The sequence below is a fragment of the Nonomuraea endophytica genome, from assembly GCF_014203235.1.
In the GTDB taxonomy this organism is placed as follows: Bacteria; Actinomycetota; Actinomycetes; order Streptosporangiales; family Streptosporangiaceae; genus Nonomuraea; species Nonomuraea endophytica.
This window is the reverse complement of sequence record NZ_JACHIN010000009.1, coordinates 126,365-141,219: the sequence shown is the minus strand read 5'-3', so window position 1 is coordinate 141,219 and position 14,855 is coordinate 126,365. Positions and strand designations below refer to the sequence as shown.

Sequence of the window (14,855 nt, the reverse complement as noted above, 5' to 3'; positions counted from 1 at the left end):
ATTGATGACCGGTGGGGTGCCGCTGCCATAATTACTCATGGATTTGTACCTCATGATCCCGATCGCCTTGATCGGAGGAGCGACCGGCACGTTCGTCATGATCGTGCTCAGTGTCCTCAGAGAGGACTGGCGCGGGTCGCCGACCCACCGCGCCCCAGGGCCCTTCTCCCGCTGCACCCGCGGGATCCTCGGCCTTCACGTGAACAACACCGACTGCACGCAGTGCGCCGCCCACGAAGGGCACCAGACCGTCACATCCGCCTGAGCTAGGCACGCACCAAGCCGGACCAGAAGTCCAGCGCGACATCGAACCCGTCCCGGCAGTTGCGGTGCGAGCGGTAGCAGGGCCGCCAGGCACTGCTCGCACCGATCCCGAGCCGCGCGTCCTCCAGGGCCGCGGGAACCCGCTCGGGCCGGGGCAGCAGACCGCCACCCAGATAGCGCACGTCGGCCAGCTCGGTGTGCTCGCCACGGGCCCCGGAGAGGAAGCGGCCAAGCCGCCAGCCGCTCTCTTCGTCCCACACCAGCGCCGAGCCGCCGGTCACCAGGACCGTCGCCGCACGCGGCTCGCCGGGCCCCTCCCACCATTCGGCCACCTCGGCGTCGAGCACCTCGACCACCTGTTTCACGTAACAGCGCGGCTGACGCTGCCACTCATCGGTGTACGGCTCGACGTGCCTGACGGCCACGACGGCACCCCCTTGTGCCTGAACGGAAGAAAACGGCGGTACGCAACGATACCCGGGCTGAACTTATTCCGTTGCCAGGGCGTCTAGTCATTACGGAGGATATTCGGGGAAGGAGGGAGTGCTATGTTCGCGATGGTCTTGCTAATCATGATCATGGTCGTCACCGTGACGTCCTTCGAGCTGTGCATGCGGTGCTCCCGTAAGAGCGAAGAGAGTGTCGAGCCACAGGCCGAGATCGCCGGGGACTAGTCTCTCCGGCATGTCCCTGCTTATCTGGCTGCACATCGCCTTCGCGATCTTCGCGGTCGGGCCGCTCACCGCGCTGACGCATGCCGCCCCCCGCGCAATTCGCAACAAGAACGCTGCCTTGCTGACGTTCATCCACCGCTCGACCCGGCTCTACGCCCTGCTCTCGCTCGGCGTGCTGATCTTCGGCATCGCCGCCGGGGTCATGGCCGGTAACGGCACCCTGGGCAAGTGGAACATGACCGCGTCCATGACGTTGTTCATCGTGGCCGCGGTCCTGATCGTCATCGTCGAACGCGACCTGCGCACCGCCGCCCAGGCTCTCGCCAGCGAGGCCCAGGACGACGACGCGAAGATGCAGACCGGACGGATCGCCGCCATCGCCGGCCTGCTCACGCTGATCTGGCTGGCGATCCTGTTCCTGATGGTCGTGCCGTCCTAGCCGAGCGCCCGGGTGAGGTCGGCGAGCAGGTCGTCGACCGTCTCGATGCCCACCGACAGCCGCACCAGGTCGGCCGGGACCTCCAGCGGCGAGCCCGCCGCCGACGCGTGGGTCATCCTGCCCGGGTGCTCGATCAGTGACTCGACCCCGCCGAGCGACTCCCCCAGCGTGAACAGCTCGGCGCGGTTGCACACCTCCACCGCGGCCTCCTCGCCCCCGGCCACGCGGAACGACACCATGCCGCCGAAGCGCTTCATCTGCTTGGCCGCCACCTCGTGGCCGGGGTGCTCGCCCAGGCCCGGGTAGAGCACCTGGGTCACCTTCGGGTGCGCCAGCAGCAGGTCGACCACCCGCTCGGCGTTGTCGCAGTGGCGGTCCATCCGCACGCCCAGCGTCTTGAGCCCGCGCAGCGTCAGCCACGCGTCGAACGGCCCGGCCACCGCGCCCATGGCGTTCTGGTGGTAGGCCAGCTCGTCGCCCAGCTCCTTCGAGCGCGCCACCAGCGCGCCGCCGACCACGTCGGAGTGGCCGCCCACGTACTTGGTGGTGGAGTGCACGACGATGTCGGCCCCCAGCTCAAGCGGCCGCTGCAGGTACGGCGAGGCGAACGTGTTGTCCACGACCAGCAGCGCGTCGTTCTCGTGGGCCAGCTCGGCCAGCCCGGCGATGTCGGCGATCCCCAGCAGCGGGTTCGTCGGCGTCTCCACCCAGACGATCTTCGTCTTCTGCGTCATGGCCCCGGCCACGGCGTCCAGGTTCCCCAGCGGCACCGGGTCGTAGCGCAGCCCCCAGCGCTCGTTGACCTTGGCGAACAGGCGGTAGGTGCCGCCGTAGGCGTCGTTGGGGATGATGACGTGGTCGTTGGGCCGGCACACGGTGCGCAGCACGGTGTCCTCGGCGGCCAGGCCGGAGGCGAACGCCAGCCCCCGGGCGCCGGCCTCGACCGCGGCCAGCGCCTCTTCGAGCGCGGTCCTGGTCGGGTTGGCCGAGCGACTGTACTCATAGCCGGAGCGCAGCCCGCCCACGCCGTCCTGCTTGTAGGTGGACGTGGCGTAGATCGGCGGGACGACCGCGCCGGTCAGCGGGTCGGGCTCCTGACCTGCGTGGATCGCCAGCGTTTCGAATCCGTTGCTCATACCCGCCACGGTAACGGAACCGGCCCGCGATTCCGTCCCCCAACGGTCTCGCGGGCCGATCCCTCCCCCAAGGCTCCCGGCGCCATGCCCGCCGCCGCGAGCCCCGTCTCAGGCCGCCTTGGGCTGGTGCCGGTCGCCGGTACGGCTCGGCAGCTGAACCACCTCACCCTCCGGCACCGCACGCGGCGCGTGGATGTGGCGGCCGCTGCCGCCCTCGGCGGGCTCCCCGTTGATCCTGGAGAGCATCACGGGGTCGGCCAGCGCGAGCAGCACACCCACAACCAGTCCCACACCCAGCAACACGAATCCGATGACGACCATTTCCCCGTCTCCCTTCCGACATATCCAGCATCGGTGACGGACCACCCCTTCCACCTCCGCTGAAGGTCTGGTCCGCGGCGTCCTTACTCGGCCGAACGGTTGATACGGGTGCTCCGACTTCCGGCTTAGGCTCGTGCCGTGGGGGACACCAAGCGCTTCGTCTACTGGATCCGCAGGCTCAGCGAAATCGCCATGATCGGCTGGCTGGGCCTGATGCTGATGGTCGACGTGGCCGCCGCCGCCAGCGTGGGCGGACCCCAGTGGCTGGTGCCCTTCTGCGGCATCGCCGGCATCGCCGCCGTGCTGACCAGGCACAAGCACCGGGTCCAGGGCTTCACGTTCCTGCTGGCCTTCAGCTTCGTCACCTCCACGATCATCAGCGGCGCCAACTACGACGGCGTGCCAGGCATGGCGGAGTCCGGCGCGATCCTCATCCTCACGATCGGCGTGCTGCGCCACGTCGCGCCCGTGCGCAAGGCCGCCGTCTTCGCACTGGTCGCCCTGGTCGTCCTCCTGGCCGAAGCCTCCGGCCGCGACTACCAGAACGCCGGCCTGGTCTTCGCGTTCATGCTGTTCGCCGGCTGGTCGCTGGCGGCCGGTGTCGGCGGCTACCTCCGCTTCCAGCAGGAGCGCCGCTCGGAAGCCGTCTTCTCGGTACGCCGCGCCGAACGCCTGGAGCTGGCCAGAGAGCTCCACGACCTGGTCGCCCACCACATCACCGGCATCGTCGTCCAGGCCCAGGCCGCCAAGACCGTCGCCGAGATGAAGCCCGAGGCCGTGGTGCCCGCGCTCGACGCGATCGCCGGAGCCGGAGCCGAGGCGCTGACGTCGATGCGCCGCCTGGTCAGCGTGCTGCGCGCGGAGGACGAGGCGGAACGCAGGCCCGGCACCACGCTGGCCGACCTGCGCCTGCTGACCGAGCGCTTCTCCGCCAACGGGCCGAAGGTGGCCTTCGAGATCGGCCAGGGCGTCGGCGACGGCACACTGCCGCCCGAGGTCGTCACCACCCTGCACCGCGTGCTGCAGGAGGCGCTGACGAACGTGCGCAGGCACGCGCCGGGCGCCGCCTGGGTGGAGGCGGACCTGCGCGCCTTCCCCGGCTCGGAGCAACGAGCAGGCTCCGAGAGCGGTAGCTCGCGTAACCAGCGAGGAGCCGTCGGGAGTGCGACCGTCAGCACGGTGAGGCTGCGGGTGCGCAACTTCGGGTCGGCCTCAGATCCCAGGGTGGCCCGGCTGGGCGGCGGCTTCGGCCTGGTCGGCATGGCCGAGCGGGTGGAGGCCCTCGGTGGCAGGCTCTTCGCCGGTCCCACGCCCGAGGGCTACTGGGAGGTGATCGCCGAGTTCCCGCTCGCCTGAGCGGAAGGCCTCGGCGAACGCCCTGCCGTCCAGGGTCGTCCTGATGCGGGCGGTGATCCGGTCGACGTCCAGCCGCTCGCTCTCGGGCAGCGGGGCGCCCACCGACTTCCGCATGGCGGCGGCCGTACCCAGGTGGCGGGCGGCCTCCTCGGCGCGGCCGGCCAGCGAGAGCGCGCCCGCCAGCCCTTCGAGTGCCAGCGCGACCGCGCGCGGGTCGCCGGTGGAGGCGGCGGCCGCATAACCCTCCTTCTGCCGGTCCAGCGCGGTCTCGGCGTCGCCCCGCTGCTCGGCGGCGAAGCCCAGCTCGGCCAGCGCGAACGCGATGCCCGGCGTGCCACCGACCTGCCGCAGCCAGGCGAACCACGGCAGCAGGTAGTCCTCGGCGTCGGCGTAGCGGCCCTGGCGGCGCGCGCTGATCGCCAGCCCGAGCACCGCGTGCTCCTCCGCTGACTTCACCGACTGCTCGACCGCCAGCGCGCGGGCCCGCTCGTGGTAGTCGTCGGCGCGCGCGTAGTCGCCCTCCAGCAGCGCCAGCCGGCCCAGCCCGGAGAGCTTGAACGGCGAGGCGATGCCCAGTTCCCCCATCAGGCGCAGCTGCTCCTCGCGCAGCTCAGCGGCCCGCGCGTAGTCGCCGCGAATCTCGGCGACCAGGTCGAGCGCGTCCATGGCCTCGGCCTGACCCCAGCGGTCGCCGAGCTCACCGAAGATCTCCAGGCTACGAGCGCCGTCACGCTCCATGGCCGCCAGGTCGCCGCGGCCCACCGCCAGCCTGGCCCGCAGCGCGAGCGAGGCGGCCACGCCCCAGCGCTCCCCCATCGCCCCGAACGCCGTCAGCGCCTTCTCCACCTGGTCGTCGTGGACGGAGAAGCCGCCGTAGGCCCAGGCCACCTGGCTGAGGAACCAGTCGTGCACCGCCCGCCCCAGCGGATCCAGGTCGTCGTAGGGCACCGCCTCGGCCGGTTCGCCGATCACCTTGGTGAACCCGGCCAGCCACATGGCCGCCATCGCGCTCCGCCCCGCGGGCCCGCCCCTGGTCAGCGCATAGGCCAGCGACCTGCGCGCCTCGCCCAGCCGCCCGCGCAGGAACCAGTACCAGGCCATCGCGTTGACCAGCCGCAGCGGCTCGGACCCTTCGAGCGCCAAGCGCAGGTTGCCGCTCTCCTGGTCGAGCCGTTCCAGGCAGTCGCGCTGGCCGTGCCCGCGCAGGTCGGCGCGCTCGGCCAGCGCCGTGTAGTAGCGCGCGTGCCGTTCCCTGACCAGCTCGTACTCACCGGCCTCCCGCAGCCGCTCCACCCCATAGGCCGCCACGGACTCCAGCAGCCGGAACCTCGGCCCCGGCATGACCAGCGACCGATCCACCAGCCTGCCCAGCAGGTCGAGCACGTCGTGGCCGTCCTCCGCGCACACCTGCTCCGCCGCCTCCAGCGTGCACCCATCAGCGTGTACGGCCAGCCTGCGCAACACCAGCCGCTCCGGCTCGCTCAGCAGGTCCCAGCTCCAGTCGATCATCGCCCGGAGCGTCCGCTGCCGCGCCGGCGCGTCCCGCATCCCGGTGTTGAGCAGCCGGAACCGGTCGTCCAGCCGCCTGGCCAGCTCATCGGCCCCGAGCGCCCGCACCCGCGTCGCGGCCAGCTCCAGCGCCAGCGGGATGCCGTCCAGCCTGCGGCAGATCGTGCGCGCCGCCGGGCCCGGCTCGATGCCCGCCCGCGCCGCGAACAGGGTCACCGCGTCGTCCTCGGCCAGCGGCGGCACCACGTGGACCCGCTCGCCGGTCACACCCAGCGGCTCCTGGCTCGTGGCCAGCACCCGCAGCTCCGGCGCCGCCTTCAGCAGGGTCGCCGCCAGGTGGGCCACCGGCTCGATCAGGTGCTCGCAGTTGTCCAGCACGAGCAGTGCCCGCCTGCCGCTCAGCGCCCGCGCGATCCGCGGCTCCAGTGGCTGCGAGGAGTCGTCGCGCACCCCGACCACCGCCGCCAGCACGTCGGCCGGATGGGTGGCGCCGGTGAGCTCGGCGAGGTACACCTGCTCGGTGCGGCGGCGGGCGACCTCCAGAGCGAGGCTGGTCTTGCCCACGCCGCCGGGACCGGTCAGCGTGACCAGCCGGTCGCGGCCGAGCCGGTCGGCGACCTCGGCGAGCTGGTCGTCCCTGCCGACCAGCGGGGTGAGGGCGGCAGGCAGACCAGACGTGGCGTCCCCGTGGCGGGGGTGGGGTTCGGGGGTGGTGTGGAGGGCGGGGTCCTGACGGAGGATCTTGGTGTGCAGGTCGGCCAGCTCCGGCGACGGGTCGAGGCCCAGCTCTCCGGCCAGCCTCTCGCGGAGGTCGGCGTAGGTGGCCAGGGCCTCGCTCTGGCGGCCCTGGCGGTAGAGGGCGCGCATGTGCACGGCTCTCAGCCGCTCGCGCAGCGGGTGCTCGGCCACCAGATCGGCCACCTCGACCGGCTCGCCGAGCGCCAGCCGTACCTCGGACAGCTCTTCGACGGCGGCCAGGCGCAGCTCTTCCAGGCGCGCGATCGCGGGACGGGCGAAGTCGAGGTCGGCCACGTCGGCGTAGGCGGGGCCGCGCCACAACGCCAGCGCCTCGCCCAGCTCGGCCGCGCGCTCGTGCGGCGGGGCGGCGCGGCGGGCGAGCAGTTCCTCGAAGACGGCCGCGTCCACGCGGTCGGCCACGATCCGGTAGCCGGCGGGGCCGCGCACGACCAGCCCGGGATCGCCCAGGGCACGGCGGAGCTGCGAGACGCGGGCCTGCAACGTGCCGGTCGGGTTGCGCGAGGGGCGCTCGCGCCACAGGTCGTCGATCAGCCGGTCCGCCGAGACCGGGCGACCACCGTGCACGAGCAGGTCGGCCAGGAGCGCGCGCACCTTGGGCTCGGCCACGTGCAGCGGCTCACCGTCGTCGCCCCACACCGCGAGCGGTCCCAGCACCCCGAATCTCACCACGTACCGATTAAACCCGTAGCGGGTCCGTGGAGATTCCGTGGCGGCCTCTCGCAGGGTGAAGCCATGACGACTCAGGTGACAGTGATCGGCCTCGGGCCGATGGGCGCCCAGATGGCGCGGACGTTCCTCAAGGCCGGCTACGACGTGACCGTGTGGAACCGGACGGCCGCCAAGGCCGACCCGCTGGTGGAGCTCGGCGCCAAGCGGGCCGAGCGGCCGACCGGCGACCTCATGGTGATCAGCCAGCTCGACTACCAGGCGATGTACGACAGCCTCGACGGCGTGGACCTCGACGGCAAGGTGCTGGTCAACCTCAGCTCCGACACCCCGGCCAAGCTGCGGGAGGCGGCGGCGTGGGTGGCCGGGCGCGGCGGCGTGCTGGTGACGGCGGGCATCATGGTGCCGCCGCCGGGCATCGGCGAGCCGGGTTCCTTCGCCTTCTACAGCGGGCCGCGCGAGGTGCTCGACCGGCACACCGCGACGCTCGCGGCGCTGGGCGAGGTGGTCCACGTGGGCGCGGACGAGGGCTTGGCGATGATGTACTACCAGTCGCAGCTCTACGTGTTCTGGTCCACGCTGACCGCCTACATGTACTCGGCGGCGCTCCTCGGCAGCGCCGGGGTGAAGGCGGCCGAGATCGTGCCGTTCTTCCAGGGGCTCGTGGGCTCGCTGGCGGGCGACGGCCCGATGGGCTTCCTGAAGATCCTCACCGAGGAGATCGACGCCGGCGTCTACCCGGGCGCCGACAACAGCCTGCGCATGCAGGCCGTCGGCATGGAGCACGCCCTGCACGCCTTCCGCGACGCCGGCCTGGAGACCTCCATGCCGGCGGCGCTGAAGGAACTGTTCGCGCGCACGGACCGGGAAGGGCGCGGCGCCGAGGGCCTCGGCGCCGTGATCGAATCGATCAAGAACCCCTAGTGCGCGGAGTTGGCCAGGAAGGCGAGCAGGTCCTGCCGGGTGAGCAGCCCGGCGGGCTTGCCGTCTTCCAGGACCACCGCGGCGTCCGCCTTCTCCAGCGCCTCGACCGCGCGTGCGACAGGCTCGCCGCCGCCGATCGTGGGCAGCGGCTGCGACATGTGCTCGGCGATCGGGTCGTCCGCCTTGAGCCGGCCCCGGTAGAGCGCCTCCAGCAGGTCGCGCTCCACGATCGAGCCGACCACCTCGGCCGCCATGACCGGCGGCTCCTCCTTCATGACCGGCAGCTGCGACACCGAGTACTCGCGCATGATCGCGATCGCCTCGGCGACCGACTCGTGCGGGTGCACGTGCACGAACTCCGGCAACCCGGCGCCCTTGCGAGCCAGCACGTCGGCCACAAGACCCTCGTCGGACGAGGTGGTCAGGAAGCCGTAGTCGGCCATCCAGTCGTCGTTGAAGATCTTCGACAGGTAGCCGCGTCCGCCGTCGGGCAGCAGCACGGCCACGACGTCCGTCGGAGCGGCCTTGGCGGCCACGCGCAGCGCCGCCACCACCGCCATCCCGCACGAACCGCCCACCAGCAGCCCCTCCTCGCGGGCCAGGCGGCGGGTCATGTTGAAGGACTCCTTGTCGGAGACCGCGATGATCTCGTCGCAGATCGTGGTGTCGTAGGTGGCCGGCCAGATGTCCTCGCCCACCCCTTCCACCAGGTACGGCCGGCCCGACCCACCCGAGTACACCGAGCCTTCGGGGTCGGCGCCGATGATCTTCACCCGGCCGCCGGAGACCTCCTTGAGGTAGCGGCCGGTGCCGCTGATCGTGCCGCCCGTGCCCACGCCCGCCACGAAGTGGGTGATCCGGCCCTCGGTCTGCTCCCACAGCTCCGGCCCCGTGGAGTGGTAGTGGGAGTCGGGGTTGTTCACGTTGGAGTATTGGTCGGGCTTCCAGGCGTTGGGGATCTCCTGGGCCAGCCGGTCGGAGACCGAGTAGTAGGACTCGGGGTGGTCGGGCGAGACGGCCGTCGGGCAGACCACGACGTCGGCGCCGTAGGCGCGCAGCACGGCGATCTTGTCCTGGGCGACCTTGTCGGGGACCACGAAGACACACCGGTAGCCCTTGGTCTGGGCCACGATGGCCAGGCCGACGCCGGTGTTGCCCGAGGTCGGCTCCACGATGGTGCCGCCGGGCCGCAGCGCTCCCGACTGCTCGGCGGCCTCGATCATGCGTACGGCGATGCGGTCCTTGACCGATCCGCCGGGGTTGAAGTACTCGACCTTGGCGAGCACCTGGGCAGGCAGTCCCGCGGATACCTTGTGCAGCCGGACGAGCGGGGTGTTCCCCATGAGCTCGACCAGGGAATCGTAAACGCGCACCGAGGTGTTCACCTTCTTTACCGAAGCTTGGTCAGCTTGCCAGGCGCCGAGATCCCCAGGGGGTGGCGGGCGCTCGGCTAGTTTCAGACAAACGCTACCGCCAGTGGGGTCGAGGGGGGCACGCTACGTGATCTGGACACCGGGGGTGGCGCGGGCGGCGCGGAAGATCGCAGCCGCGGCCGCGCTCGGAGGCGGCGGGCTGACGGCCCTGGGAGCCACGGCCTACGGACTCCTGATGGCGGAGAGCCTGGTCGCGCGCAAGGTGATCGGCCGTCCGCACGGCATGGAGGGCCCGCCGTCCGACGGCGTGTACGGGGACTTTCCGGGCGAGCCGGTGCGGCTCGTCATGCTCGGCGACTCGACCTCGGTCGGGCTCGGCATGACCGACCCGGGCAGGACGCCGGGTGTGCTGCTCGCCCACGGCCTGGCCGCCGTGGCGGAGCGGCCGGTGCGGCTCGACGTGTTCGGCCGTTCCGGGGCGCCGTCCGCCGACCTGGGCGATCAGGTGGACCAGGCGCTGCGGGTGCGGCCGGAGATCGCGGTCGTCTTCGTGGGCGCCAACGACGTCACCACCCAGACGCCGCCGGCGGTGGCGGTGCGGCATCTGTCCAAGGCGGTGCGCCGGCTGCGCGAGGCGGGTGCCGAGGTGGTCGTGGGGACCTGCCCGGACCTGGGGACCGTACGCCCGCTGGCGCAGCCGTTGCGCTGGGTCACCCGGCGGTGGAGCCGCCAGCTGGCCGCCGCGCAGACGGTGGCCGTGGTCGAGGCGGGCGGCAGGACGGTCGCGTTCGCCGACATCCTCGGCCCGGAATTCGCAACAAACCCGGGCGAAATGTTCGGACCGGATCGTTTCCATCCATCTGACCGAGGTTACGCCCAGGCTGCTTACGCGGTGCTACCTTCTGTATGCGCTGCGTTGGCGTTGTGGCCCGAGCCGCGACCCGTCCGTGGCGAAGGACTGCAACCGATCTACCTTGCGGCGGCCACGGCCGCGGAGGAACCCGGAACCGAGGTCACCGCGACCCGGGTCGCCGGGCGGGCGACCGGCCCCTACGGAAAGTGGGTGACGTTGTTCCGCCGGCGGCTGGGAGAGCTGCTCAACGACGCCTGACCCCGGTCACCCTCCGAGGCCGAGCCGCCACGCCCCGTCCCCACTGGAGATGGATAGCCTCGTGCTCCGACCTCTCACGAAACCGGCCCTCGCCCTCGCCGTGCTCGCCGCCGCCGGCTGTTCCGGCAGCGACGCGGCCACCGCCGAATTCCCCACGTGGCACAACACCGACGTCAACGCGGTCAGCCGCATGGCCACCGCCGGAGGCGTCGTCACGACCACCTCCATGAAGCCAGACGGCAACCTCGAGACCGTCGCGCTCGACCAGAAGTCCGGCAAGAAGCTGTGGCAGTACCCGTCCACGATGGCCGGACGCCTGCCCGGCATGGGCGTCTCGGCCCCCGCGATCGTGCCGGCCGCCGACGGCCGCCCCGTGGTGGTCGCGCTCGACCCGGCCAAGAAGTCCCGCTGGAACGCCACCCTCATCGCCCGCGACGGGCGCACCGGGCAGCAGAAGTGGGCCAGGCCGGTGCACTCGACGTTCGGGCCGCAGCGCTGCGGGCCGTACATCTGCCTGTCGGAGCACACCGCGCTGAGCGGCGCCCGCGTCGTCGTGCTCGAGCCCGGCACCGGCAAGACCATGTGGAAGCTGCCCGGCATCGCCGAGGTCGAGTGGGCGGACGCCAACCGGGTCCTGCTGCTGAGGCTCGCGGCCAACCCCATGATCGAGTCCTACGAGCTCAAGACCGGCAAGCTCCAGTGGCAGCAGCCGTTGGAGCAGGCACTCGGCCCCGGCATCGACATGTCGGGCGGCTGGGCCTTCGGCGCCACCGGCGACAACCTCACCGGCTACATCGCCCCCTACACCGACCCGCGCACGAAGAAGGTCTCCACGTTCGGGCTGTTCTCCATGCGGATCAGCGACGGCAGCGTCAACTGGATGCGGCCCTCGGTCGTCCGCGTCTACCCGAGCGGCAACCCCGGCTTCGCCCCCGTCGTCCGCCCGGTCGACCAGCAGGGCGCCTATGGCGGCTTCGCCCGCCTCGACTCCGACAGCGGCCGAGTCGTCGGCCAGATCACCGCCACCCAGGTGCCCGGCTCCGGCTGGTGGCTGGCCTTCCCCGACCGCATGGACAAGCTCGGCTTCCTCAAGCACAACACCAAGGGCACCGCCTACGACCTGGCCTCGGGCAAGCCGCTGCCGATCGAGGACGAGACCGGCTGGAGCTTCTGCGTCACCGACCCCAAGCCGCTGCCGCTGCGCGGGCAGGCGCCCGGCTTCTACTCTGTGGCCGCGGTCTGCGAGTACGACCTGGCGGCCGGCAAGCGCGTCCCCGGCTCGTCGGCCCCGCCGTCGTGGTTCACCGGCAGCCAGGAGGGCTGGCGGATGTGGCGCGATGAGAAGGGCGCCGTCCACGGCGTCAACGACGGCACCCCCAACGCGCCCGGCATGTACGGATAGTCCCCCGGGGCCGGTTCCGGGACCGGCCCCCGCACCGGGTTGGGTAGGGTCGCTCGCATGAGACGACTCTCGGCCGTCCTCGCTGCGGTCGTGCTCGCCTCTGGCTGCGGCACCATCCAGGAGGCAGGAGCCATCCTCAACGCGACCGAGGCCTGCGACGAGGCCACCAAGGTCGCCGACGACCTCCTGACGAGGATCCCCGGCCTGGCGGGCAAACCACCCGAGCTGGACAAGGCCCTGGACGCGGCGGCGGAGCGGCTGAAGAACATCGGCGTCAAGTCCGGCAACGCCACGCTCAGCGACGCGCTGGGCGCCCTGTCCCGCTCCTACCAGGAGATCGAGGTCACCGACGGGCCCGCCGCCGTCCAGAAGATCCGCACGGAGACCACCCGCTCGCTCCAGGTCGTCACCCGGGCCTGCGGCTACTAGCCCTGTGGTTTACCCCAGGTCAACCGGATGGCGCACCTCATGGGAACGCCGCCCGCCCGCTCGTAGCGTTTCCGGGCATGAAGACACTGTTGATCGCCGCCCTCGCCTTCACCGCCGCCACGCCCGCCGACGAGGTCCAGGGCATGCTGGACAAGCTGGTCACCGACGACAAGGCCACGGCCGCGCTGATCCGGGTGGAGAACAAGGCGGGCACCTGGACGGCCGCCGCGGGCACGAGAAGCCTCGGGTCGAAGGCGCCGGCCAGGGCTGACGGGCACTTCCGGATCGGGAGCGTCACCAAGACGTTCGCCGCCACCGTGATCATGCAGCTCGTGGACGAGGGCAAGGTCCGGCTGGACGCGCCCGTCTCCACCTACCTGGGCGAGCAGGTCAAGGGCGCCGCCACGGTACGGCAGGTGCTCAACCACACCAGCGGCCTATATGACTACATGCACGAGGCCGGGTATTCCACCAACCGCTGGCGTGGCAAGGACCGCTTCCGGCACTACGAGCCGGCCGGACTGCTGAAGGTCGCGGACAAGGGCGGGCACAGGGAGCCGGGCAAGGCGTGGTCGTACTCGAACACCAACTACGTGGTGGCCGGGATGATCATCGAGAAGGTGACCGGCCGGCCCTATGGCAAGGAGGTGGAGCGGCGGATCCTGCGGCCGCTCCGGCTGAACCAGACGTCGGTGCCCGGTGACCGGCCGGGCGTGCCGTACCCGCACGCTCGCGGTTACGAGCCCGTGGACGGGAAGATGACCGACGCGACCAGGATGAACCCGTCCCTGGACGGCGCGGCGGGCGAGATGATCTCCACCACCCGTGACCTCAACCGCTTCACCAAGGCGCTGCTGACCGGGAAGCTCACCAGCGCGAAGTCACTGGCGGCGATGCGGACCACCGAGGACACCAAGGCCGGGTTCGGTTACGGCCTGGGCCTGCAGAAGTACCCGCTGCCCTGCGGCAAGGCGGCGTGGGGGCACAGCGGCGAGCTGATCGGCTACCTGACCTTCAGCTTCACCACCGACGACGGCGCCACGATGACGCTCTCGCTGAACCCCGGCACCGAGAAGGCCTCCACCGCCGACCTGTTCGGCATCGCCGCCAAGGCCCTCTGCTGAGAGGCGATCCCGACTGAAATATAGTTCTGGGGAATGCCAACCGAGGAGGGGCTCCCATGCCTGAGGCTGTCATCGTCGCGACCGCACGCTCGCCGATCGGCCGTGCCTTCAAAGGGTCGTTGAAGGACATCCGTCCCGACGACCTGACCGTGCAGATGATCAAGGCGGCACTGGCCAAGGTGCCGCAGCTCGACCCGGCCACGATCGACGACCTCATGCTGGGCTGCGGCCTGCCCGGCGGCGAACAGGGCTTCAACATGGCCCGCGTCGTGTCGGTGATGCTCGGCCTGGACACCGTGCCCGGCACCACCATCACGCGCTACTGCTCCTCCTCGCTCCAGACCACCCGGATGGCCTTCCACGCGATCAAGGCGGGCGAAGGCGACGTGTTCGTCTCGGCGGGCGTCGAGACGGTCTCGCGCTTCGTCAACGGCAACTCCGACTCGGTGCCGTGGCCCCAGGACACCGAGCAGCCCCGGCCCAAGCTCGAGAACTCGATCTTCGACGAGGCCCGCGCCAGGACCGCGACCTTTGCCGCCGGTGGCCAGACCTGGGAAGACCCGCGCCACCACGGCACCGTCCCGGACATCTACATCGCCATGGGACAGACCGCCGAGAACCTGGCCCAGCTCAAGGGCATCAGCCGCCGCGAACAGGACGAGTTCGGCGTCCGCTCCCAGAACCTCGCCGAGAAGGCGCTGGCCGACGGCTTCTGGCAGAAGGACATCACGCCCGTCACCCTCCCCGACGGCAGCGTGGTCAGCAAGGACGACGGCCCCCGCGCCGGCACCACCTACGAGGCGGTCTCCGGCCTGAAGCCCGTCTTCCGCCCCGACGGCACCGTGACCGCGGGCAACTGCTGCCCGCTCAACGACGGCGCCGCCGCGGTGATCGTCATGAGCGACACCAAGGCCGCCGAACTCGGCATCACCCCGCTGGCCCGCATCGTCTCCACCGGCGTCACCGGCCTGTCCCCCGAGATCATGGGCCTGGGCCCGGTCGAGGCGTCCAAGATGGCGCTGTCGCGCGCCGGGATGGCCATCGAGGACGTGGACCTGGTCGAGATCAACGAGGCGTTCGCGGCCCAGGTGATCCCCTCGTACCAGGACCTCGGCATCGACCTGGACCGCCTCAACGTCAACGGCGGCGCCATCGCGGTCGGCCACCCGTTCGGCATGACCGGCGCCCGCATCACCTCAACCCTGATCAACAGCCTCCAGCACCACGACCGGTCCATCGGCCTCGAAACCATGTGCGTCGGCGGCGGCCAGGGGATGGCCATGCTCCTGGAGCGCCTCTCGTAGCTCTCCTTTTGATCCGTTACGGCGAAGCCACCCCGACTTCTCTCTGATCCGTTACGGCGAAGCC

General features: G+C 71.2%; 13 protein-coding genes and 1 pseudogene. 9 read left to right on the top strand and 5 right to left on the bottom strand.

Annotated features, from left to right (window positions below):
• Positions 1-37: 37 nt before the first annotated feature.
• Positions 38-265 (top strand): hypothetical protein, encoded by a 228-nt coding sequence (locus tag HNR40_RS31135; RefSeq protein WP_184967598.1) that lies wholly within the window; start codon positions 38-40, stop codon positions 263-265.
• A gap of 1 nt (position 266) precedes the next feature.
• Here the strand turns inward: HNR40_RS31135 and HNR40_RS31130 are convergent, their stop codons facing one another.
• Positions 267-689, bottom strand: a complete 423-nt coding sequence (locus HNR40_RS31130) for a DUF6292 family protein (protein WP_184967596.1) — start codon at positions 687-689, stop codon at positions 267-269.
• 259 nt (positions 690-948) lie between these two features.
• On the opposite strand from HNR40_RS31130, the gene HNR40_RS31125 reads away from it, so the two are divergent.
• Positions 949-1,377 (top strand): DUF2269 family protein, encoded by a 429-nt coding sequence (locus tag HNR40_RS31125; RefSeq protein ID WP_184967594.1) that lies wholly within the window; start codon positions 949-951, stop codon positions 1,375-1,377.
• Here HNR40_RS31125 and HNR40_RS31120 read toward each other — a convergent pair.
• The gene (locus HNR40_RS31120) at positions 1,374-2,513 is read right to left on the bottom strand and encodes a cystathionine gamma-synthase (RefSeq protein ID WP_184967592.1); all 1,140 of its coding nucleotides are present in this window, start codon (positions 2,511-2,513) and stop codon (positions 1,374-1,376) included. The genes HNR40_RS31125 and HNR40_RS31120 overlap by 4 nt on opposite strands.
• Positions 2,514-2,621: 108 nt before the next feature.
• Positions 2,622-2,834, bottom strand: a complete 213-nt coding sequence (locus tag HNR40_RS31115) for a hypothetical protein (protein ID WP_184967590.1) — start codon at positions 2,832-2,834, stop codon at positions 2,622-2,624.
• Between the two features lie 192 nt (positions 2,835-3,026).
• Here HNR40_RS31115 and HNR40_RS57425 point away from each other — a divergent pair.
• Positions 3,027-3,689 (top strand): annotated as a pseudogene (locus HNR40_RS57425) (sensor histidine kinase); the annotation flags it as partial.
• Between the two features lie 357 nt (positions 3,690-4,046).
• Here HNR40_RS57425 and HNR40_RS57420 read toward each other — a convergent pair.
• Positions 4,047-7,127, bottom strand: a complete 3,081-nt coding sequence (locus tag HNR40_RS57420; protein ID WP_312896575.1) for an ATP-binding protein — start codon at positions 7,125-7,127, stop codon at positions 4,047-4,049.
• A gap of 63 nt (positions 7,128-7,190) precedes the next feature.
• On the opposite strand from HNR40_RS57420, the gene HNR40_RS31100 reads away from it, so the two are divergent.
• Complete coding sequence (locus tag HNR40_RS31100) at positions 7,191-8,048, top strand: NAD(P)-dependent oxidoreductase (protein WP_184967586.1); 858 nt, start codon at positions 7,191-7,193, stop codon at positions 8,046-8,048.
• Here HNR40_RS31100 and HNR40_RS31095 read toward each other — a convergent pair.
• Entirely contained in the window at positions 8,045-9,421 is a 1,377-nt protein-coding gene (locus tag HNR40_RS31095) for a cystathionine beta-synthase (RefSeq protein WP_184967584.1), read from the bottom strand. The genes HNR40_RS31100 and HNR40_RS31095 overlap by 4 nt on opposite strands.
• Before the next feature lie 127 nt (positions 9,422-9,548).
• Between HNR40_RS31095 and HNR40_RS31090 the strand changes: the two genes are divergently transcribed.
• From HNR40_RS31090 to HNR40_RS31070, 5 genes are all read left to right on the top strand, one after another.
• A complete protein-coding gene (locus HNR40_RS31090) occupies positions 9,549-10,532 on the top strand; it encodes an SGNH/GDSL hydrolase family protein (protein WP_312896574.1) in 984 nt (327 codons plus the stop codon).
• A gap of 61 nt (positions 10,533-10,593) precedes the next feature.
• Complete coding sequence (locus HNR40_RS31085; protein ID WP_312896573.1) at positions 10,594-11,934, top strand: outer membrane protein assembly factor BamB family protein; 1,341 nt, start codon at positions 10,594-10,596, stop codon at positions 11,932-11,934.
• Between the two features lie 57 nt (positions 11,935-11,991).
• A complete protein-coding gene (locus HNR40_RS31080; protein ID WP_184967580.1) occupies positions 11,992-12,363 on the top strand; it encodes a DUF8711 family protein in 372 nt (123 codons plus the stop codon).
• Positions 12,364-12,440: 77 nt separating this feature from the next.
• Positions 12,441-13,487, top strand: a complete 1,047-nt coding sequence (locus HNR40_RS31075; RefSeq protein WP_184967579.1) for a serine hydrolase domain-containing protein — start codon at positions 12,441-12,443, stop codon at positions 13,485-13,487.
• A 56-nt stretch (positions 13,488-13,543) separates the two neighbouring features.
• A complete protein-coding gene (locus HNR40_RS31070; protein WP_184967577.1) occupies positions 13,544-14,791 on the top strand; it encodes an acetyl-CoA C-acetyltransferase in 1,248 nt (415 codons plus the stop codon).
• Positions 14,792-14,855 lie beyond the last annotated feature (64 nt).

Coding starts and splice junctions, on each gene's coding strand:
- HNR40_RS31100 (WP_184967586.1), top strand. CDS start 7,191: ATGACGACTCAGGTGACAGTGATCGGCCTCGGGCCGATGGGCGCCCAG.
- HNR40_RS31135 (WP_184967598.1), top strand. CDS start 38: ATGGATTTGTACCTCATGATCCCGATCGCCTTGATCGGAGGAGCGACC.
- HNR40_RS31120 (WP_184967592.1), bottom strand. CDS start 2,513: ATGAGCAACGGATTCGAAACGCTGGCGATCCACGCAGGTCAGGAGCCC.
- HNR40_RS31075 (WP_184967579.1), top strand. CDS start 12,441: ATGAAGACACTGTTGATCGCCGCCCTCGCCTTCACCGCCGCCACGCCC.
- HNR40_RS31080 (WP_184967580.1), top strand. CDS start 11,992: ATGAGACGACTCTCGGCCGTCCTCGCTGCGGTCGTGCTCGCCTCTGGC.
- HNR40_RS31070 (WP_184967577.1), top strand. CDS start 13,544: ATGCCTGAGGCTGTCATCGTCGCGACCGCACGCTCGCCGATCGGCCGT.
- HNR40_RS31125 (WP_184967594.1), top strand. CDS start 949: ATGTCCCTGCTTATCTGGCTGCACATCGCCTTCGCGATCTTCGCGGTC.
- HNR40_RS31115 (WP_184967590.1), bottom strand. CDS start 2,834: ATGGTCGTCATCGGATTCGTGTTGCTGGGTGTGGGACTGGTTGTGGGT.